Raw genomic sequence first — 20,650 nt, forward strand, 5'->3', positions numbered from 1 at the left:
CGTATCTTCCTTCGTACAGGGCGGAATGCAGGCGAGGAGATGATCGATGACGACGCGACGCACGTTTTTGGGCACGGCCGCGGCCGGATTGTCAGCAGCTCTCCTGCCGATGGGGTGGAGCCAACATGCGAAGGCCGAGACCTTCGCGGTCACGCACAGCGAGGCCGAGTGGCGCAAGCTTCTGACCGGGGATCAGTTCACCGTCCTGCGCAGGAGTGGAACGGAGCGGCCCTTCACCAGCAAGCTGCTCGACGAGCACCGGGCTGGAACCTTTAGCTGCGCTGGCTGCGAGCAGGCGGCATTTTCCTCCGACACGAAATTCGACAGTGGCACGGGCTGGCCTAGCTTCTGGGCGCCGATCGAGAAGGGTGTGGGGCAGGAAACCGATTCAAGCTTCGGCATGGCGCGCACCGCCATCCATTGCGCGCGCTGCGGCGGTCATCTCGGCCATGTCTTCGATGACGGCCCGAAGCCGACAGGGCTGCGCTATTGCATGAACGGAGTGGCGCTGTCGTTCAAACCGACAGCGGCATAGCGTCGGGACCACCATGGTCCTTCTCGCGCGGCGCCGTGCGGGACCCGTTTCGTCGATACGGCGCGGGATGGCCGCGGCACCATGACCAGCCCGTGCCGCTACATGCTTGTGCGATCGGGCAGTACGATGGCCGATCACACGTCCGACATCACCTTCCTCGACCCTGCGTTCAGGCTCATGCCTTTGCGCTTGGCTGACAATGGAGCTTCATCATGAGAATAAACACGCATTGGATCTCGGGCCGGACTGGCAGGTCCGTTCTTCTTGCCGCCGGCCTTGTCGCGGCGGGCGCCGCTTTGGGGCTCGCGCCCCGGTCCTTCGCCGACGAAGTTCGCGCCGTGCCGGCGCCGGCCGTTGACGAAACGCCGAACGGAGCGACATCGGAGACCGCGGTCCTGGCCGGCGGCTGTTTTTGGGGTGTTCAGGGTGTCTACCAACATGTCCAGGGCGTGACGAGCGCCGTCTCGGGCTATGCCGGCGGCGACAAGAGCACGGCGAACTACGACGAGGTCAGCGAGGGCACGACCGGCCACGCGGAGTCGGTGAAGATCACCTTCGACCCGCGCCGCATCAGCTATGGCAAGATTCTGCAAATCTACTTCTCGGCCGTGCACAACCCGACCGAACTGAACCGCCAGGGTCCCGACAGCGGCACCCAATATCGATCGGCCGTCTTCCCCACCAGCGACGAGCAGGCCCGGGTGGCCAAGGCCTACAAGTCCCAACTCGGGGCCGCCCATGTCTTCGACGCCGCCCTGGTGACGAAGATCGAGCCGGGCAAGAGCTTCTATCCGGCGGAGGCGCATCACCAGGACTTCCTGGCCCGCAACCCGACCTATCCGTATATCGCCGTCAATGACATCCCGAAGGTCGAGGCCCTGAAGCGGATGTATCCGGACGTCTACCGCGCCGACCCGGTGCTCGTCGCTGCAGCGCCGAACACGAACTAAGGGTCCGCAGTCGGGTTGTTGCTCTTTCGCTCAACGAGAGCGCTCTCGGCGCAAAGCGGTGTTTACCGCTTTTTGCGCCGAAGCTGGTCGAAGTAGACGATTAGGATAATCAACGCGCCGGTGATGATGCGCTGCCAGAACGGATTCACGTTGAGCAGGTTCGCGCCATTGTTGATCGTGGTGAGGATAAACGAGCCGAGGAGAGGCCCCTGCACGGAGCCGACTGCCCCGAAAAGGCTCGTGCCGCCGATCACCGAGGACGCGATGGCCTGAAGCTCCCAGCCTTCGCCCTGCGTGGCATTGCCGATGCCGATACGGGCCGCTAGCAGCACGCCGACGAAGGCCGCGAGACCCGCCGAGATGATATAGGCGAGATAGATCATCGCCTTGACGTTCACGCCCGTCAGCCGCGCGGCCTCCGCGTTCGAGCCGATGGCGTAGAGATAGCGTCCCCACCGGGTGTGTTGCAGCAGCACATAGGCCGGAACCGCGACGACGATCACCATCCAGAAGAGCGACGGGATGCCGAAGTAGCTTTCGAGTGAGAAGCCAGTGAACTCCTTCGGCATGCCCGAAATTGTCTGGCCGTTCGTGATCAGGAGGCCGATGCCGCGGAGGGCCGTCAGCGTGGCCAGGGTCATGATGAAGGGCGGCAGGCCAAGCTGCACGATACCGAAACCGTGAAAGGCTCCCACCGCGACGCCCATCAACACCGTCAGGGCAATCGCGCCTGCGATACCGAAGCCGTGCGTCATGAGCAGCGCCGTGATGACGCTCGCGAATCCCACGACCGCGCCGACCGACAGATCGATACCGGCCGTGATGATCACGAAGGTCTGACCCACCGCGATGATCGCCACCATCGAGCCCTGCCGCATGAGGTTCGAGAGGTTGCGTTCCGTCAGGAAGGTGGTGGTGGAGAGCGAGAGCCCGATCCACAGGAGCAGCAGCAGGCCTAGCAGCGTCAGGCTCAAGACGAGACCCATGCGCGACCCGCGTGGGGCGGGGCTCGGCGGGGCCGCGGTTGCGAGCGGGTCCTTGGTTTGCACGGTCATGGCGGGCTCGCGAAAAAGAGGGTCAGACGCCGATGGCTTCGGTAAGAATGGATTCCTGGTCCGCCTCGCGGCCGACATGGCTCGCGACCAATTGGCCGCGCCGGAACACGTGCAGCGTGTCGCTGAGGTCGTAGACCTCTGGCAGGTAGGACGAGATCAGGATGATGCCGGCGCCATCTTTCAGCAGCCGGGCGAAGATCTTGTAGATCTCGACCTTGGTGCCGACGTCGACTCCGACGGTCGGCTCGTCGAAGATGAACAGCTTGGCGCCGTGGTTCAGCCATTTGCCGACCACGACCTTCTGCTGGTTGCCGCCAGAAAGGCTCGAGACATGGGCCTCGCGCGAGGCGGTCTTGACCTGCACGTCGCGGATCTGCTTGTCGGCCGCCGAACGCTCGGCGGTTGGATGCAGCAGGATGCCCCGCGTCAGCCGATCGAAAACCGGCAGGTTGATGTTCAACCCGACCCCGAGATTGAGGCAAAGCCCCTGGTCACGACGGCTTTCCGGCACGAGCGCGATCCCGCGTCGGATGGCATCGGCCTCGTTGCGGATGGTGATCTCCGTACCGTTCCAGAAGACCGAACCGCCGCTTTTGGCAAACCGCCCGAAGACGGTCTGCACGAACTCGCTGCGCCCCGCGCCGATCAGGCCATAGAGCCCGACGACTTCGCCCGCCCGTACCGCCAATGAAACATCCGTGAATCCCGGCCCCGAGAGCCCCTGGGTGCGCAGGATCTCCGGCCCGAACGGGATCGTCTCCTTGTAGTGGATCTGATCGACCGAACGGTTGATCATTCCTTTGATCAGCGCGCCCTCGTTGGTCTCGCTCACCTTGCTGGTCGAGACCAGCGCGCCGTCACGCAGGATCGACACGCGGTCAGCCAGTTCGAACACTTCTTCCAGGCGGTGACTGATGTAGACGATCGTCACACCCTCGGCTTTGAGCCGACGGATGAGGGCGAAAAGTTGAGCCGCTTCCTGCCGCGTGAGATAGCCGGTCGGCTCGTCGAAGATGAGAAATCGCGTGCCACGGGTCGAGGCCCGCGCGGTCGCCACCAACTGCTGCTGGCCGATGGTCAGGCTCGACAGCGTCGCGCCTGCCTGGATCGCGAAGCCGATGTCGTCGAGGATCTTCTGCCCGGCCCGCACCATGGCGCGATGGCGCAACAGACCGAAGCGGGTACTCTCGTCGCCGAGGAACAGGTTCGCGGCCACGCTGAGATGCGGGCACAGCACCACTTCTTGATGCACCGCATTGATGCCGAGCCCGATTGCCTCATGCGGCGAGGCAAGCGCCACCGAACGGCCCTCCCAGAGGATCTCGCCGCTTGAACGCTGATGAACGCCTGTCAGGGTCTTGATCAGGGTCGACTTGCCGGCCCCGTTCTCACCCACGATGGCGTGGATTTCGCCGGGCATGAAGTCGAGGTCGACGCTCTTCAGCGCGTGGGTGGCGCCAAACCGTTTATCGAGCTTCTGCAGCACCAAAAGGGGTGCCACGACGGCCTGCGCCGCAGGACGTTCGAGCGTCATCGTGCTCATGGAACCCTCCCTCGAATGCCGCCGCCCGCGTGGGACGGCGGCAGAATGTCGACGATAGGCGGGTCAGTTCAGCTTGGGATTTAGCAATTCTTGGCTGCGGGGCGTGCTCATATTGGCCTTGGTGATGGCGTTCACGCCCGTATCGACATTGGCCGCCACGTTTTCGCCTTTGGAGGCGGCGAGGGCGGTCTTGACCCCATCGTAACCCATGCGGAAAGGGTCCTGCACAATCAGGGCATAGATTGTGCCGTCCTGAAGGTAGCCTACGAGCTTGGGGTCGCTGTCGAACGCGATGAGGGTCATCTTGTCACCGAGCTTGTTCTCAGCAACGGCCTGACCCGCGCCCTGGCCCATGATGAGGTTATCGGCAAAGGCACCGACGAGGGTCGGGTCGGCCGTAATGAGGTCCGTCATGATGTTCAGGCCTGTGGTGGCCTGTCCGTCCGCCACCTTTTCCTGTGTCAGCTTCAGACCGGGATATTTCTTCAACTCTTCCTTGAAGCCCTGTACCCGCTGATCGAGCGAGCCGACGCCCGGGAGCGAGTTGATGAGCGCCACATTACCTTCGGCCTTGCCGGTCTTAGCCTTCACGCCCTCCGCGAGTGCATCTGCCGCCACACGGCCGCCCTGGACGTTGTCGGTGGTGAGGAAGGATGTAAACGCCTTGGAATCAGCGGCTGAGTCGATGCCGATAATCTTCACCGATTTCGCGGCTTCGTCGATCGGCTTGCCGAGCGCCGCAAACTGGGTTGGCGAAATCACGACGGCGGCCGGTTTGCTGGCGACCGCATTCTCCAGGATCGTGATTTGACCATTGATGTCCGACTCGGATTGGGCGCCGAGTTCCGGCACCTTTACGCCGAGGTCTTTGCCTGCCTTGCGGGCGCCGGCCAGCACGATCTGCCAATAGTTCGAAGTCGTATCCTTGACGATCACCGGGATCGTCGTTTCGGCTGCAAAGGATGTCCCGCCGAAGCTCAGGAGAATCGGAAAAACCGTCGCCAAAAGAATCTTTTTCATCGCATTCCCTCCGTAATGTGTCTTGTCGGGCGTTCTTCGACGCCTTGGTGAGATCCATCCCACAATCGACGCACGCGGTCACGCGGCGTTGAACACCAGTGGCCAGTCCGGCCGAGTTATTTCCGCGCCTCGCACCACCGAATGCTGCGTCAGTCGACCTCAACCAGAGCCTTCACCACCCCGGCGCCAGGCCCGATCAGCTTGGCGAACTCGCTTGGCAATTGATCGAGGGTAAGCCGATGCGTGTTGAGGGCCTTTGTTGGAATCCGACCTGCACCGAGTGCGGCCACCACGGTCTCGAAATCCTCGCGCGTCGCATTGCGGCTGCCGAGCAGCGTCGTCTCCCGCTTGTGGAACTCCGGATCAGAAAAGCTGATCTGGCTGCTGACGATCGAGACGAGCACGTAGGTGCCGCCATGCGCCACGAAACCGAAGCCGCGCTCCATGGCGGCCGGGCTCCCGGTCGCATCGAAGACGACATCGAACATGTCGCCATCCGTAAGTCGGGACAGCTGGGCTGCGTCGTCCGTGCCGGTCTGCACGACGGAGGAAACGCCGAGATGCGCCGAACAGAAATCCAGGCGATCGGCGCGCGAATCGAGCACTGTCACACGACCGCCCTTGAGACCGGCAAAAAGCGCGACCGCCATGCCGATCGGCCCCCCGCCGACGATCAGAATCCGTTCATCGCCACCAAGATTGCTGCGCCGGACCGCATGCGCCCCAATGGCCAAGAACTCGACCATGGCGGCCTCATCGAGGCTCAAGCCGGGCACGGGCAGAATAGCGTGCTCAGGCAGGCTCAGGTAGCCCGTCATTCCGCCGTCGCGATGCACCCCGAGTACCTGGAGTGTGGTGCAACAATTGGTCTTACCATGACGGCAGGCGACACAATGGCCGCAGGAAAGGTAGGGGATGATGCAAGCCGTATCGCCGATGCGAAGCGCGCTGCCATCCGGCACCTCCTCGATCACCCCGGCGAGCTCATGTCCCATCACGCGCGGATAGGCGAGATAGGGCTGATTTCCTGAAAAGATGTGGAGATCCGTGCCGCAGATGCCCACGCGGCGGATGCGCACCAGCACCTCGCCGTTGCCCCGCATCGGCTTGGCGCGCTGTTCCGCTTTCAAAAGACCAGGAGTCTCGCACACGATTGTCAGCATGAGATCATCGACGCTTCTTCCCCGATCCCGACCATTCAGTCATTTTTGGCCTTACCAATTAGCGCCAACCTACTAAGATGTGCTGCATGCCGTCAAGTCCGTCTGATCGGTTCGATCCAGTGAGCCTAACCCCTACAAAGCGAGGCGAGCCGCGCCGGCTCTATCAGCAGGTCGCGGACCAGATTCGCGCGCATATCCGCAGCGGTCGTTTTCCGCCCCTGTCGCGGCTACCCGCCGAGCGGGACTTGGCCCAGCAACTCGACGTGTCACGGCCGTCATTGCGTGAAGCGCTGATCGCGCTCGAAATCGATGGTAGTGTCGACATCCGGATGGGCTCCGGCATTTACGTCTGCGCTCCCTCCGAGGCCCAGGGGAGCGCGACCCAGGCGCTCGGCGAAAGTCCCTCGGAGTTAATGCAGGCGCGGGCGGCGATCGAAGGGGCAACGGTGGTGTTGGCTTGCGCCCGCATGACACCGGAAGCGCTCGCGGAGTTGCGGCAGATGCTTGATCGGATGCGGTCGATGATTGCGGAAGGAGTGACGCCCTTCGAACACGATCGCGCCTTCCACATGGCGATCGCTCAGCAGGCCGGCAATTCGGTGCTGGCTCGCATCGTCGGCGAGATGTTCGACGAGCGTCAGAGCCGCATCGCTGCCGGTCTCAGCCGAAAATACGAGACGCCCGACACCTGGATCGCGGCCTTGGCCGAGCACGAACTGATCTACGCGGCTTTCGAGGCCGTGGATCCGCTCTGGGCTCAATCCGCCATGACCCGCCACATCCAGCTTTCCGCAGACCGGTGGACGCGTGACATGGAAGAGTGAGCCGGCGCTCGCTCTGCTGTCGAACGTTGCCAAGGCCCAGTTGAGGGCCTCAACGAGACTGAAGTGTCAGGACGGCAGCAGCAACTCCGGTAATCCTGAAAGATCGTCCAGCACGACGTCGGGCACCCAGTCCGGATTGAGCGGCTCGCCGATCCGGTCGATCCAGACGGATCCGATACCGAGTTCGTGGCAGACCTTGAGGTCGGTGAACTGACCCATGCCGACGTGAATGGTCTCGTCCTTCGTCACCCCCATGACGGCATATGCGTGCAGGAACAGCTGATGATCCGGTTTATATGCTCGAGCCTGCTGAGCCGTGACGACGTAGTCGAGCGGGGTGCCGATCGCGGCAATCGTGCCGGTTATCAGCTCGTCATCGGTGTTGCTGATGACTGCGAGCCTATAGCGCTCCCGTAGCCGAGCCAGCGCGGCCGGCACCTCGGGATGGGGCGCGATCCACCGCAGGATCGACAGCAATGTTTCCTGATCGTCCGAGGTGGCAGAGTAACCAGCATCACGCAGCACTTCGTTGAGGCTCGACTGCAAGACGGCTTTGTAGTTGCAGAAGGGCGAACGCTGCTGCCGCTCCACCGCCGCCTCACGCAGCCGATCAGCGAGGGCAGTTACCTGCTCGTCCGTCTCGTTCCCTCGCAGACGCCTGGAAAGGATTGCGCGGACTGCCCGCCTCACGGCGTCGTGCCATTGCACCAGCGTGCCATAGCAATCGAAGGTGATGACCTTAGGAATTGGATCAAGCTTCAGCATGGCCGGCCATACCCCTCGAATGTGACCTTGGATCGAGCGGACAGGTGTCGCTCAGAATGCCTGTTATTCACGAGAACCAGCCTTTCGCGTGCCGGGTTCTCGCAGGCCGGATCGAAGTTGGAGATCCCACCACAGCCAAATCGCAATCTACCGATCGCTCGCATTTTAGACTAGGACTGGCTCATTGCCCGTCGGTTTGGGATGAGGGTCGCCATGAAGACACAGTCCTCCCATGCGCCAGAATTTGCAGTTCTCCTCCGTATCAACCCGCTGTTCGGCGACCTGGACCCCAATATTATCGCCGGTCTCGCCGGTCTCTGCTCCACACGTTGCTTGACCCCCAAGGAGGTGCTGTTTCGCAAGGGCGATCCGGGCGACGCCCTCTACGGCATTCGGCGGGGCCAGATCGGAATCGAATTCTGGACCCGGAATGGAACCCACGTGACCCTGAACACTCTGGGCAGTGGCGATATTTTCGGAGAGGTTGCGATGCTCGACGGCTGCGAACGCACCGCCGATGCGGTCGCGTTGGAAGCGACTGAATTGTTTTCCCTCCGCCGTGAGCACGTGATCGCGCATCTCGAGCGAGAGCCAAGTATCGCGCTCAAGTTCATCGAGCTTTTGTGCAAACGGCTTCGTTATATGTCCGGCCGGATGGAAGAAGTCGTGAGCTTGAAGATGGGCGCCCGCCTGGCGCGCCGACTACTGGTTCTCTCGGAGGATTTCGGCAGCGACGTCACGATTTCACAGGAACAATTGGCCGCTCATGTCGGGGCGGCCCGCGAAAGCGTCAACCGGCAGCTTCAGCTCTGGCATAAGAGCGGCATCCTCGACCTGAGGCGCGGCACGATCGCGGTCAAGAATACCGACGCACTCGCGGCGGAAGCACGAAAGATGTGATCCGCCCTATCAGGGTGTCAGCAGGAACAGTTTGGCGCTTGCGGCGACACGATCGCCTCGGCGCTTGGCTTCGTCGAGCATCGTGCCGAAGAGCTTGTCGGCCTGTTGAGCGCCCTCCTGTTTAAGGACATCGAAGGGACCGGAACTCGCAACCGAAATCAACATTTCAGGCACGCGTCCGGCACCTGGATTGTGCGAGACAGGAATATCGAAGGTCTTTGCATCCCCGTCGTCCTTCAGGCTTTTGGACAGGTCGACGACGCCGCCATCTTCTTGAACGAGCAGCAAGGCCAGTGTCCTGGCGGAACCGGAAATCGATCCCGCAACGGATTTGCCCCGACCGACGCTGGTGTTTTTCACGAACAGAGAGGGAGCCTCGGCTCCGTCCTTCCCGGCCTGCCGCAGGAAGTCGACGGCGGGGCATTGCTTGGACCAGATCCTGTTGCCGACGATCTCCGGCGAGAAGCCGATATCCCGGGTGAAGGCCGCGTCGAAGGCCTGGAACGCATCCTTGGCCTGGGCAAAACCGTCGATCGCGGCTGAGGTGTCCGTCACTTTGACCGGTAAGGCCAAAAAGCATCCGCCGCCGTCATAAGCCTTGATGTAGTCGATGGTGCGATCGGCCGCGGTCCGAGGCGGTTGAGCCGGTGCCTTGGGGGGCTGAGGTTGAACAGGTGTATCCTGGTTGGCCTTGTCCGAATTGAGCGCGGACGATTGCTCGTTGGCTGTTCCGCCGTCTGTGGGCTTGTCATCGGGATTCTTTGGCCCCTGCGTCTCCGTCGGCACTGCTGTTTCGGTTGGCACGGCCGAGGAGGCCAGGCGGGGTCGCTCACGCGGCGCCAGCCACTCATAGGCACCCAAACCCGCGCCACCGACCAGGATGAGCCCCAACGCACAGCCGAGGATCCAGCGCTCCACCGGAACCTTCGGCCGTTCGACGGGCAGGAAAGCGCGAGCCGAGGGCGCGAGCCTCTGCGTCTCCGCCGGCGGAGCGGGGAAGCTCGCGCGCTCCACCTTGGCTGTCCATTCCGCGACCTCCTGCATCGATTGCGGCCGCTTTTGCGGATGGGGCTGCAGCATGCGTTCGAGCAGGGGCCGCAGCCTTGGATCGATCCCTTCGAGGCTTGGCACCCCTTGCCGCTTTTCGACGACCTCGGCCTGCGTGCCACCCATGTCGAGCGGTCTCCCGAGACTGGATTCCGCGAGAACCAACCCGAAACTGTAGATGTCGGAAAGCGGGGACACGTTACCGCCCATCAAGCCGAGCTGCTCAGGTGAGACGTAGTTGTACTTGCCCGCAAACCCGTCGCCGATAATCGTCGCGCCTCCGATCTCGGCGGCCCGGGCAATGCCGAAATCGATGATCTTCGCGCGCGAAACGTCCCGTGCCGGCACGATGATATTGTCCGACGAGATGTCGCGATGAACGATGCCGCGACCATGAGCGACCTGGAGACCGGACGCGACCCGCCGACGCAGGGCCGAGACCTCGTCGAACGACAGGGGGCCTTGCTTCAACAGCTCCGGCAGCGGTGGACCGTCGACGAATTCCATCGCGAGATAATGCCGCCGCAATGTCGGATCGAAGGAAAAACTGTAGTAGCGGACGATCGCATCATGCGTGATGTCCTTGAGGACAAGGGCTTCTTTCTGGAACAGCGCCGCCGCCACCTTGTTGTCCATCATGTCGGGCCGGATCACCTTGATGGCCACGCCGCCGCCGCTGTGGATTTCGTGGCCTTTGAAGATCTCCCCCATTCCGCCGCTGCCGATCGGCGTGTCGATCTGATAGGTGTCGTTGAGGACCGAACCTGGCTGCAAGATTGGCTGGGCGATGGTTGATGCCGAGGAAATCGTCGGCAACTCCGTCTCGGGCAGGGTGGCGATATAGTCTGCCGCCAACCGGAAGATCTGCACCGGATGGGCAATGTTCTTCAGCGTCTGTTCGCCCGCATCGACGAACGGGAAGGGGAGGCGGCCCCGGATCTGCTCCTGGATCGAGCGCGAGATGCAAAGCCCGCCGGGCTCGCATAGGCTTTCCAGCCGGGCCGCCACATTGATGCCGTCGCCGTAGATCTTGTCGCCGTCGACCACAATGTCGCCGAGGTTGATCCCGAGGCGGAACCGCAACTGACGCTCAGGGGGCACTGTTGCGTTTCGGGCCAGCATGCCGCGCTGGATCGCGATCGCGCAGGAGACCGCCGCGACGGCGCTACCGAATTCCATCAGCATGGAATCGCCCGCCGCATCGACCAGGCGAGCCCGGAACGAGGCGAGCGCGGGCAGAATGAGGTCCCGGCGATGCGCCTTCAGGGCCGCCATAGTGCCGACTTCGTCGATCCCCATGAGCCGGCTATATCCAACCACGTCGCCGAGGATGATGGCGGCTAGCCTACGTTCGGTCAGCGCCTCGGACACGGAACATCCTGTTTTGACAATCGCGCTACCTTATCATCGTTCGATCCAACCGCGAGCGCGTCGCAGGAGGAGGGTCAAAAAGGGTTTGGATCGAGGATCGTCGTAGCGCCGGAAGTCGGCTCGCAATGAAAGTAGTACCGGACCACCACCACCGTGACATTGTCGACGCCACCACGCCCGATCGCGAGATCCACCAAGGCGCGGCAGGCGTCCTGCGGAGTTCGGCCGGGTAGCGTGGCATGGAGTTCGGCATCCGTCACATAGTTCGTGAGGCCATCGGAGCAGAGCAGGAACGTGTCACCATGTCGAAGCACCCCTTGAGCGATTTCCAGCTCTAGCTCGCTCGACACCCCGATGGCGCGCGTCAGAATGTGACGGCCCGGCGAGGTGCGGCCCTCCTGCTCGGTGAGTAGGCCACGTTCGACGAGATCCTGGACCTCCGTATGGTCTCGTGACACCAACGCAATGCCGTCCTTTTGAACGAGGTAGATGCGGCTGTCTCCGGCCCATACGCACGCATAGTGGACGTCATGGGTCAGGAGAGCCGCAAGGGTCGTACCGATAACGGTGCCTGTCTCAGCAGCGACCCGCATCAATTCATTGTTGACGTCGACCACACAGGCTTCGCAGGCGCGGAGCAGCTGAGCGGCCGAGGCCTGCGGCATGATCGTGCGGAGCGCATCGATCATGGCATGGCTGGCATAGTGCCCGGCATCGTGGCCGCCCATGCCGTCCGCCACCGCCCAGAGGCCCGCCGGGGTACCGGCCAGGCAGGCGTCCTGGTTCTCGCGCTGTTGCGTGCCGGGATGGGTCGAGGCACCTGTCTCGAAGCGTGACAGGAGAGGAGGGACCATGGTTTGAGCCTCCCGGCATCACGCCAGCAAGTCGCTGAAATCGCCCGTCATCATTCCGGTGAACACGAATGGGTCCGGCATCCGGCGCTTGGCCATGGCGAAGGCCGGAAACCCTTCGCCACCCACAGTCCACCAGAAGCTTGATGCCGCATAGGCGGCGGCATGGTCAGCCATACGGGCCGAAGTGAAAACGTCGGTGAAATGATCCTGGGCGGCCTCGATCAGGACCGTGCCGTCAGACAGTGAAAGCGCTCCCCGCCTGGCGAAAGGCGGGATGGCATCGCTGGGGGTTTCCAGTCGGTCGAGCGCCGCCACGACGCTTTCATAGGTGGTCTCGGGTTCGAGGGTCGACAGAAGGAAGTCCTCGGCCGCCGTGAACCATCCGGTCTGAGCTTCGAATTCCGGCGGCGGGAGCGCGCGGGCGTCACCGGCCCGAACGAAGACCGTGAGCGGGAAGTACCGTCCGATCGCATCGAGCGACGGCATGAAAGCCCCGATGATCGTCTCGCCGCAGAGCTCAGACCCGAGCCAGAAACGCCAGATCGGGGCTTTCAGGAAAGCCGGTCGCCAAGCGGTACCGAGCCGCAGCGCACTCGCCGAAACGCCTCCCTGCAGCCAGGCTTCCCAGAGCACCAAGAATTCCCGGGACGCCGACACGGCGATGAAGTCGCGCTTCGAAGGGAGTTTCCCATAGAGTCCGTTGCGCATGGCAGAGGGTTCCGTTCAGATCCGGGCCGGACACTGGAATTGCCGCACCATGGCAAGGTTGAGGGGATTGACGGCGGACGCGGCGGCGAATTGGAATTTATAGGTTTGGCCGCCGCTGAAAAACGACACGCTGGTGCCGCCGCGGCCGGCGTCGTCGAGCAGGCGGAACAGCGACCAGACGCCCGTCTTGTTGACCAGGGTCGACACCTCGGGAGGGGTGGCAGTCTGGGTGGTTGCCGGTGCGTCCGCGGCCGGCGTTGAGGCGGTCGAGAGCGTGATCTTGATCTGGTAGGTCCCCGGCCCGGGCCAGGATGCCGCCGTCGGCGCGCTATTGCCAGCCAGGGCCGTGATCGGCGTTCCGTAGAAATCGATCTTGGCCGTCACGCTCGGGTCCGTGATGGCGGGCGGGGTCACGGTGACCATGAAGGAGGGCTGGGCGCTGCCTGAGCCGAAATAGGCGTCCCGGATCTGGCTCGCATCCGTGAAACTTTTCAGGAGGCTTGGTGACAGCGCGCGTGCAACGGGATCACCAGGCCTCCAAACCCAGCCCCGCCCGGATTTCTGCGCGAATTTGGCGAGATTGCGGGTGAAGAAGGAATCGAGTTCCCCGCCCGGCCCGAAGACCCGTCCGAAATCGACGAGCCCGATGTCACGATCCGAGGCTTTGACAAAGGGATAGCGGTTGTCTGTCGCGGCCCTGCACGTGTCGGCGACCTGATCGAGCTCCTGGGCCAGAAGACCGATGGCGGTTCTCACCTCCTCGCTGTCGAATTCCGCCGCCGCACCCTGGATCATGTCGGAAAATGGGACCGGCAAGCTGGGACCGAGGTTGCGCAAGGCGGCGATCTGCAATTGGAGGTCCGCGTTGGTCTGCGGCCTGTCGCTCGGGTTGCTGGCCTGCCGCTTCAGGTCGTTCGCGATATTGCCGAGCGTCTTCAGCAATTGGTCGATTGGCCGGGTTCCGGCATCGCCGGAGAGCATATCCTGGAACCCTTTGAACGCATCCTCGATCGCCGCGCCCGGCGCGCCGTCCTGCAAAAGCCCCGAACTTTCGACCGCAGGCTTGGTTTCGGCCGAGGCGTCGGCGGGTTTCGGCGGCGGCCGCGTGACTGCGGTCTGATCGCGGATCCCTTCGATCAGTTGTCGGATCGGCGATGTCGGCGAGGCGGCAGCCGTCAACGCCACATAGGTCTTGTCGGTCGCGAACCGTTTCAGGCGGATCTTGCGCAGCATCTGCTGCCAGGACGCGATGAAATCGCGCGTGTAAATCGCGAGCAAATCCTGCGGCAACGTCTTGTATTGCTCGGCCAGGGAGGATTGCTTGGCGGACTCGCCGAGCACCCAGCGTTCCGCGTCGATCTGGCTCGCGATCTCGGCGAAGCGGCCGAGCAGCGCGCGGTGAAACCCGTCATAGGTGTAGAAATAGGGCACGTGGATCGTCGCGAGCGGCTCGGGGCCCGCGGCTTCGAACACGGTGGCGAGCTGAGAGCCGCCCTGCCGAACCAGCGACCAATCGGGTTGCTTGGCCGAAGGCGAGGCTTGCGACTTCAACAGCTCATAGGCCCGCTGGGCGACGCTCAGTTGAGCGAGCGAAGCCTCGCTGTCTTCGAGCAACGGCCGGCTGAGAGACACCAGGGGTTTGTCGCCCTCGTCGAGATCGAGCATGGCCTGGAGATGCTCTTCCAGGGCCTTGCGGCCCGGCTCGTTGCCTTCGCCGAGATAGAGGTTGTCGGCCCAGTCGCGCCGCATCCAGTCGAGCACGAGTGCTGGATCGGTCTTATGCAGGCCACCCAGCATCTTGTAGACTTTCAGGGCCGGGTAGATCACGCCGGGATCGGTGCGCTTGGCGTCGAGCACCTCTTCAAGCCGGAAGATCAGGCGGGGGCGAAACATCCGCTCGAGCGCCACATGATACGAGGTGATCGCGGAGGATTGCAGCCTGTCGTGCTGGCTCAAGCCGAAGGTCTCGGCCAACGGAACAGCCTCCGTCCGTTCGGCATAGCCATCGGGAAGCGCGCGCAGCCGCCCGAGTTGCGGCAGCACCTTGGACAGATCATGGCTCGCGATGGTGGTTTGCTGCGACACGCCATTGTCGTTCGCGGTGTAATCCGCGACGGCGGATTTGACGTCCGAAATGAGCGTCGCGTTGCGGCCGTAGCTGATCCACCACAGGCCCACGAGGCCGAAACCGACCAGGATCATCGCCGCATAGGCGCAGGCTTTGAGGATCGCGGCCCGGCGCACCGCAGCGCGATCGGTCGACACCCAAGCGGCCTCGCCGATAATGACTTTGTTAATGAGGTCGGTGAGGAAGAAGCTCTTGCCCTCGCCCGAATAGCTCGATGCGGCGATCTCCACGGTGCCGAAACTCTTTTCGAGCGCCCCGATCAGTTGATCGATCGGAGTCCCCTCTTGGGTTCCGGATGTAAAATAGAAGCCGCGCAGCGTCGCATTGGCGTGATAGCGGGTCGGCTCGAAGATCTGGTTCAGGAAATCGAACAGCGGGCGCTTCAACGCCTCCATCTGCGTCGGAAACCCGTAGAGCTGCACGCGGGTGGCGGGCGCCGGCTCGTCCTGGAGCCGGTCCAGCATCTCCTCGTTGAGACTTTCGACAAGCGCGTCGAACTCGGCCGGCACTTGGCCGACGAGGTTGCTGGTCTTGTCGCTCGTCTGGAACGTCGCGCCGAAGACCTGCGCGCGCCCGGTTTGGCCGAGGTTCTGGAAGAACTCGTTGAAGCCGAGAACGAGGTCCATCTTGGTGAACAGGGCATAGACCGGGAAGTCGACCTTCAGACGGGTGTGCAATTCGAGAAGGCGCGCCCGCATGGCGGCGGCGAGAGCGGCGAGGTCGGTGGCGCTGAGCGTCAGAATGTCCTCGATGCTGATCGCCACCAGGACGCCGTTGATCGGCTGTTTCGGCCGCCCCCTCTTCAATGTGTCCAGGAATGCGAACCAGCTTTTCTGGTCGGCCTGCGGGTCGGATTCATGCGTGGTGTAGCGGCCTGCCGTGTCGATCAACACGGCTTCCTCGGTGAACCACCAATCGCAATAGCGTGTGCCCCCGACGCCCGCGACGACCGCGGGCCGCCCACCGCCGGCCAGCGGGAATTTCAAGCCGGAATTGACCAGGGCGGTGGTCTTGCCCGATCCGGGCCGCCCGATCAGGACGTACCAAGGCAGGTCATAGAGATAGCTGGCCTTGCCGCCCCGCGCGTTCTTCAGCGTCGCGAGCGCATCGTTCATCCGCCCTTTGAGGACGTCCGCGTCGCTGTGGTCAGGCTCCGCGCCGCTCAGGCTTTCGGCGACCTGGTCGGCGCCTTTACGGCGGCGCCAGATTTTGACGCCCGCAAGCGATCCGGCGCCGGCGACGAGAAGCAGGATCAGAATGTCGCGAACGATCGGATTTTCGAGCGGCCGCATGTCGCCGAAGGCGATCAGCGGGCCCGCCAGATAGACGATCGCGGACAACGACCCGAGCCCCAGCCCGTAGAGAACGATGCGGATGATTTCCTTCGACATCGTCGTGTTCTCTTACCCTCGACGCGAGTTCGATGCCGGATGGACGCCGTCGCGCATGGTTCAATCGGTCCGCTGCACGAGGATTTCGACGCGACGGTTCTGCCGTCGTCCAGCCTCGGTCTTGTTGTCGGCGATCGGCATGTCGGCGCCCTTGCCTTCGAGCTTGAAGCGGCTGGGAATGGGAAATCCGTCCTTCAGGATCGCGACGACATTCTTGGCCCGGGCGACCGAGAGATCGTAGTTCGATTTGAAAGCATCGGTCGGACCGAGCGCGGTATTGTCGGTGTGGCCGATCACGCCGATCGTTCCGATCTCCTGTTCCAGCATGGTGCGGATGCGGTCGGCGAGCGGCATGAACTGGCTGATCACCGCGGCTTGGCCGGGTTTGAACAGCAGCAGGCTGCCGACATTGATGACGATCCAGTTCGGGCCGGTCGGGTCTGGCACGGAGATCGTGCCCGCCTTGATCTCGGGAGCCAATGCCGCGCGGATGCGCTGGAGCTGCGTAAGCTGGGTCACGGTCGGGACCGGCGGCGGCGGCGGCGGCACGAAGGTCTTTCGCGCAAGGGTGATCGGCGTCGCCGGATTGAGCGCCAAGGTCGCGGCCGAGGCGGCTTCGGCGCCGCCGCTCAACAGGTAGCGCAGAATGGCGAAGAGGACGAAACACAGCAAAAGCGCGACGGAGCCGACGGCCCAAACCGGCACCTGCACGCCTGTCTTCCGGGCCGCGAGGGCCTGGCCTTTCCAGCGTGGCGACAGATCCCGCGCCACCTTCGGGCGCACGCGCCGGAGGGTCTCGTAGATATTGCGTTGCACCTGCTGCAGCGTGGCGAAGCCGCCGCCTTCGGATCGATATCGGCCCTGGAACCCAAGCGCCAGACACGCGTGCTCCAATTCCAGGAGCGAATAATTCACCACCGGATCGACCTTGGCGCGGTCGACCAGCTCGAAGAAACGGACGCCACCGATCCGCTCGCCGAAGAAACTCGCCAGCATGCTGTGGCGGCTCCATTCGTGACGGTCGTCGGCTGGAATATTCTGCACGATGTCGTCGGCGGTCGCGCAGACAATGTACTTGGCCATGGTGGCCTGATCCTCGGGCACGCCGGCCTTGCGGATCTCCACATCGAAATTCTGGATCGCCTGAGCCACCTGTTCCATCAGGGGCGCGAAGCGGGCGGTCAGCAGGGACGCCCGCAGGCGTCCGAGCATCAGGAGAAGCGGCGACGCCGCGCGCATCAGTGGATTGCTGTTGGGGGCGAACAGCTCATCGATCCGCGCCAGAGCCCGCCTGGATGGACCCGTGGCGACCGGGGCAGGGGCGGCGCTCGCGATCCAGTCCTCGTCCGGCCCGACCGCCTGCGCTCTTGGCGGGGAGGCGGGTGGCGGCGCTGCCCGAGGCAGGCCCTGCGGCGGAGGAGGCGGGCTCTGGGTCCAGTCGCTTGGCGGCCAGGCACTCTCGTTTCGAGTGCCGGGCGGAGCGGGTGGGGCGGCAGCCTTGCCCCATTCCGGCGGGGTGGGCGCCTGTGGCCAGCTTGGTGCCTGTGGGGTCGAGGGTGGACCGGGCCGGCGCCCGCCCGGGTTGGGGCGGATGATGGTCCGGTCATCCCGTTCGGGCGGCCCGCGATCACTCATCGCGCTCCCTCCAGAATGGCCCAAAGTTCCATTCGCAGGTCGGGCCAGTCACCAGAGAAGTGCATGCCGATCGCGCTCGCGGTGCTGAACTCCGGCCACATGGGCGATTTGCGGTCCAGGTAGAAATAGACGTGATCCGTTATGGCGCGGATCTGCGGTGGCGGCGTCGGCAAGTGGATGAGCGGCACGCCGGGCAGATGCTGGTAGACGATCTCACGCATCTTGGTGTCGGGTCCGACCTTGAACAGATTCGGGAACTGGCTCTGGATCTCGGTGAGCGCACGGCGCGACTCGACTTCCAGCACGAAGGTCGCGTTGCGGAACAGCGCGCGGTCCCGGATGGTCGAGATGAAGGCGTTGGGCGATCGCTGGATGATCTCCAGCCGGATCGCGCGGCGCGACCAGCCGACATTCAGGAACTCCTGAATGTCGCTGATCAACGGCGCGAAGGTCGCGTCGAGATGATCGTGATCGTAGGCCGGATAGGTGTGGGCGCGTCGTTCCGGAGTGGAGAATGTCGCGAGTTCTCCGGCGAAACGGAGAAGATCCTGATAGAGGCGCTCGGGATGGACATAGCTCGACGCGCGAAAGTGGCGCAGAACCGGAATTTGGCGGTTCAGCAATTGCAGCACGAAATAGTCGACGCTCTGCAGGCCTCCGCCCGATGACGGATCGGCCGCATAGCGGGCAAGCTCTTCGAGCTTGTTGTCGACCCAGCCGATCACGCGGTCGAGCCAGCCCTGCACGACGGCATGAGCCGAACAGATGAGGACGGGCGGCACGAAGCGCTGGTCGAAGATGATCTTCTTGTCGCTGACTTCGGTGATCTCGGCGATGGCCAGGCTGGCGAAACCTGGTTTCGGCGTTTTCCGAAGATCGTAGCTCAACCGCGGATAGGCGACGTCGATCTCCTGTTCGACCCGCAGCGACGAGGTCGAGTCGATGAACGTCTCGGCGCCTGTCGTGTAGCGGCTCGCGCTCTCGGCGGCGTTGTCGTCGACCTCACGGGTGTTGGGCGCAATGACGGGCAGGGACAGCCAGACGACCTGCTTCGCGGCATTGACCGGGACCTCGATGGGCTCGGGCAGGGGGCTGTCTCCGGGAATGTCGAAGGGCGTCCCGTCGGGCATGATCCCGGTCGCATGCCGTACCGAGAACTTGCTCTGCTGGGCAAGGTCGAAGTCGATTTCGAGATGCGAAAATCCCCAGGGATAGGGGCTGGCATGCCGGGTCCGAGCCTCGACGAGGTGCTCCAGATAGCGATCGGTCTGCTGCAGGTGCTGGGGCCTGAGGAACAGGCCTTCAAGCCAGGCGACCTTGCTGTACCACGACATCGAAACCCTTTTTGGTCGAAATAAGTCGTTGAAATCTTAACCGTTGCGGCTGGACTTGCCAGGGCCCTCGGGGGGCCGCTGGGCCTGATCGTAGCACTCGGCAAAATATTGCATGAAAAGGTCCTGCATGCCCTTCTCGTTTCGTCCGCTGCGGGCCTGCCAGCGCGATTCGTAGAGCGCCCAGAGCCGGGCGCCGCGTGAGCCGACCCATCCCGCCACCCCCTTGTCGGGACCAAGCGCTTCCTGGATCGACTTCGGGTCCATGTCGTCGAGCAACATCGTCAGCGCCTTCTGCATCGCCGCGAATGTCCTCACCTGATGCGACTTGAGATCGTCGAAACCCTGTTGCAGCGCCTGCTCTGCATCGAGGTAGCTGCGCGTCGGTGGTCCGATCATCACCCGCAGGGCATCGCCGGCCGAGGGCGAGAATTTCAACGGATTGTTGTCGAGGGCCGCGATCATGGTCTGGTTTGACGAGCGGACGATGCGCTTTGTCTGGCCACGGGCCTCGAGCAATTGCTTCACATTGTCGGTGACAAGCAGCAGGAGCCGCCCGAGCCATTCAGCCAGATCGCCCGCATCACGCTTCGCAATGGCATCCTGTGGCAGACCCGCGCCTTTGGCGAATCGGGCGACCACATCCGCGCTCTCCCGCGTTGGAATGGTCGGGCTCGGAGGGGCTCGCATGGCCACCGCTGGCGACGGGGCTGGAGGCAAGACCGGCTCCGGCGGCGTCTGTTCGGGGCCACTGCTCCAAGGCCCCTCCGGTCCTGCGCCGACCCAGAGCGAACGGCGCGGCGTCGGAATGGGCGACGGCGGCTCGGGCGGCGGCGGCAATGGCATGGGGCCGGCATCCCAGCTCAGGGGCTCCGGCTCGCGACCGGCCTCCCGTTCGGGCGGGACGACGGGACGCGCCACGAAGCCGCTCCCGGGCGCGTTCGGCACATCGACAGCCCATTCCAGGAAATCCGGCCGCACCGGCACCATCTGGGCCGCCGGCCGGAGATCGCGCGGATCGAGCGGCGGCGCCGGATTTTCAGCCCCGCCCCAGAGGTCGCCCATGTCGGGCAGAGCCGCCACCTCGGCCGGGCGGGCCTCCTCCTCCTCGACTTCCACTTCAATGATGTAATGGCCGATCAGCAGGCGGTCGCCGGTGCGCAGCCGATGCGGCGACTGAAGGCGATGCTCGCTGCCGTTCAGGAAGGTGCCGTTGCGCGAGACATCGTACAGAAAGTAGCTGCCGTTCTTGAAACGGATCTCGCAATGTTTGCCCGAGACATGCCGGCCGGGGTCCGGGAGGGTCCAGTCGAGATGTGCATCCCGCCCGATATCGGCGCCGCGCGCACCCGTGAGGACGTAGGACAGAGGTCCACCGTCCGGCATTCGGGGCAGGTTCTCGATCCTAAGATTGAGGCCCATCATCGTCC

Annotated in this window: 16 protein-coding genes; 4 read left to right on the forward strand and 12 right to left on the reverse strand. The window is 63.7% G+C overall.

Annotation, left to right across the window (positions count from 1 at the left end; translation table 11 throughout):
• The first annotated feature begins 46 nt into the window (after window positions 1-46).
• Together msrB and msrA are read left to right on the forward strand one after the other, a co-directional pair.
• Window positions 47-535 carry a peptide-methionine (R)-S-oxide reductase MsrB gene (gene msrB, locus M8523_RS01595; protein ID WP_428349594.1) on the forward strand — a complete coding sequence of 163 codons (489 nt, stop codon included), beginning with the start codon at window positions 47-49 and terminating at the stop codon, window positions 533-535.
• Between the two features lie 212 nt (window positions 536-747).
• Window positions 748-1,485 carry a peptide-methionine (S)-S-oxide reductase MsrA gene (gene msrA / locus M8523_RS01600; RefSeq protein WP_282583063.1) on the forward strand — a complete coding sequence of 246 codons (738 nt, stop codon included), beginning with the start codon at window positions 748-750 and terminating at the stop codon, window positions 1,483-1,485.
• Window positions 1,486-1,547: 62 nt separating this feature from the next.
• Here msrA and M8523_RS01605 read toward each other — a convergent pair whose 3' ends face one another.
• The 4 genes from M8523_RS01605 to M8523_RS01620 all read right to left on the reverse strand — a co-directional run bounded on the left by M8523_RS01605 (window position 1,548) and on the right by M8523_RS01620 (window position 6,266).
• Complete coding sequence (locus M8523_RS01605; protein WP_282583064.1) at window positions 1,548-2,540, reverse strand: ABC transporter permease; 993 nt, start codon at window positions 2,538-2,540, stop codon at window positions 1,548-1,550.
• A gap of 22 nt (window positions 2,541-2,562) precedes the next feature.
• Complete coding sequence (locus tag M8523_RS01610) at window positions 2,563-4,083, reverse strand: sugar ABC transporter ATP-binding protein (RefSeq protein ID WP_282583065.1); 1,521 nt, start codon at window positions 4,081-4,083, stop codon at window positions 2,563-2,565.
• A 63-nt stretch (window positions 4,084-4,146) separates the two neighbouring features.
• Window positions 4,147-5,103: an ABC transporter substrate-binding protein gene (locus tag M8523_RS01615; protein WP_345894208.1), complete on the reverse strand. Its 957-nt coding sequence runs from the start codon at window positions 5,101-5,103 to the stop codon at window positions 4,147-4,149.
• 149 nt (window positions 5,104-5,252) lie between these two features.
• A complete protein-coding gene (locus M8523_RS01620; RefSeq protein ID WP_282583066.1) occupies window positions 5,253-6,266 on the reverse strand; it encodes a zinc-binding alcohol dehydrogenase family protein in 1,014 nt (337 codons plus the stop codon).
• A 119-nt stretch (window positions 6,267-6,385) separates the two neighbouring features.
• On the opposite strand from M8523_RS01620, the gene M8523_RS01625 reads away from it, so the two are divergent.
• Window positions 6,386-7,090: a FadR/GntR family transcriptional regulator gene (locus M8523_RS01625; protein WP_282583067.1), complete on the forward strand. Its 705-nt coding sequence runs from the start codon at window positions 6,386-6,388 to the stop codon at window positions 7,088-7,090.
• A gap of 66 nt (window positions 7,091-7,156) precedes the next feature.
• On the opposite strand, the gene M8523_RS01630 is transcribed toward M8523_RS01625, so the two are convergent.
• The gene (locus M8523_RS01630; protein WP_282583068.1) at window positions 7,157-7,855 is read right to left on the reverse strand and encodes an HAD family hydrolase; all 699 of its coding nucleotides are present in this window, start codon (window positions 7,853-7,855) and stop codon (window positions 7,157-7,159) included.
• Between the two features lie 213 nt (window positions 7,856-8,068).
• Between M8523_RS01630 and M8523_RS01635 the strand changes: the two genes are divergently transcribed.
• Complete coding sequence (locus M8523_RS01635; RefSeq protein WP_282583069.1) at window positions 8,069-8,755, forward strand: Crp/Fnr family transcriptional regulator; 687 nt, start codon at window positions 8,069-8,071, stop codon at window positions 8,753-8,755.
• A 9-nt stretch (window positions 8,756-8,764) separates the two neighbouring features.
• On the opposite strand, the gene M8523_RS01640 is transcribed toward M8523_RS01635, so the two are convergent.
• From M8523_RS01640 to tagH, 7 genes are all read right to left on the reverse strand, one after another.
• Window positions 8,765-11,173 carry a protein kinase domain-containing protein gene (locus M8523_RS01640; protein ID WP_282583070.1) on the reverse strand — a complete coding sequence of 803 codons (2,409 nt, stop codon included), beginning with the start codon at window positions 11,171-11,173 and terminating at the stop codon, window positions 8,765-8,767.
• Between the two features lie 74 nt (window positions 11,174-11,247).
• Entirely contained in the window at window positions 11,248-12,027 is a 780-nt protein-coding gene (locus M8523_RS01645) for a PP2C family protein-serine/threonine phosphatase (protein ID WP_282583071.1), read from the reverse strand.
• 18 nt (window positions 12,028-12,045) lie between these two features.
• The gene (tagF, locus tag M8523_RS01650) at window positions 12,046-12,735 is read right to left on the reverse strand and encodes a type VI secretion system-associated protein TagF (protein ID WP_282583072.1); all 690 of its coding nucleotides are present in this window, start codon (window positions 12,733-12,735) and stop codon (window positions 12,046-12,048) included.
• Between the two features lie 15 nt (window positions 12,736-12,750).
• A complete protein-coding gene (gene tssM, locus M8523_RS01655) occupies window positions 12,751-16,254 on the reverse strand; it encodes a type VI secretion system membrane subunit TssM (RefSeq protein WP_282583073.1) in 3,504 nt (1,167 codons plus the stop codon).
• Between the two features lie 60 nt (window positions 16,255-16,314).
• A complete protein-coding gene (gene icmH, locus M8523_RS01660; RefSeq protein WP_282583074.1) occupies window positions 16,315-17,889 on the reverse strand; it encodes a type IVB secretion system protein IcmH/DotU in 1,575 nt (524 codons plus the stop codon).
• Complete coding sequence (tssK, locus tag M8523_RS01665; protein WP_282583075.1) at window positions 17,886-19,223, reverse strand: type VI secretion system baseplate subunit TssK; 1,338 nt, start codon at window positions 19,221-19,223, stop codon at window positions 17,886-17,888. Before tssK ends, icmH begins: the two co-directional genes overlap by 4 nt.
• 36 nt (window positions 19,224-19,259) lie before the next feature.
• A complete protein-coding gene (gene tagH / locus M8523_RS01670) occupies window positions 19,260-20,642 on the reverse strand; it encodes a type VI secretion system-associated FHA domain protein TagH (protein ID WP_282583076.1) in 1,383 nt (460 codons plus the stop codon).
• Window positions 20,643-20,650 lie beyond the last annotated feature (8 nt).

The sequence above is a fragment of the Lichenifustis flavocetrariae genome, assembly GCF_026130545.1.
Taxonomy (GTDB): Bacteria; Pseudomonadota; Alphaproteobacteria; order Rhizobiales; family Beijerinckiaceae; genus Lichenihabitans; species Lichenihabitans flavocetrariae.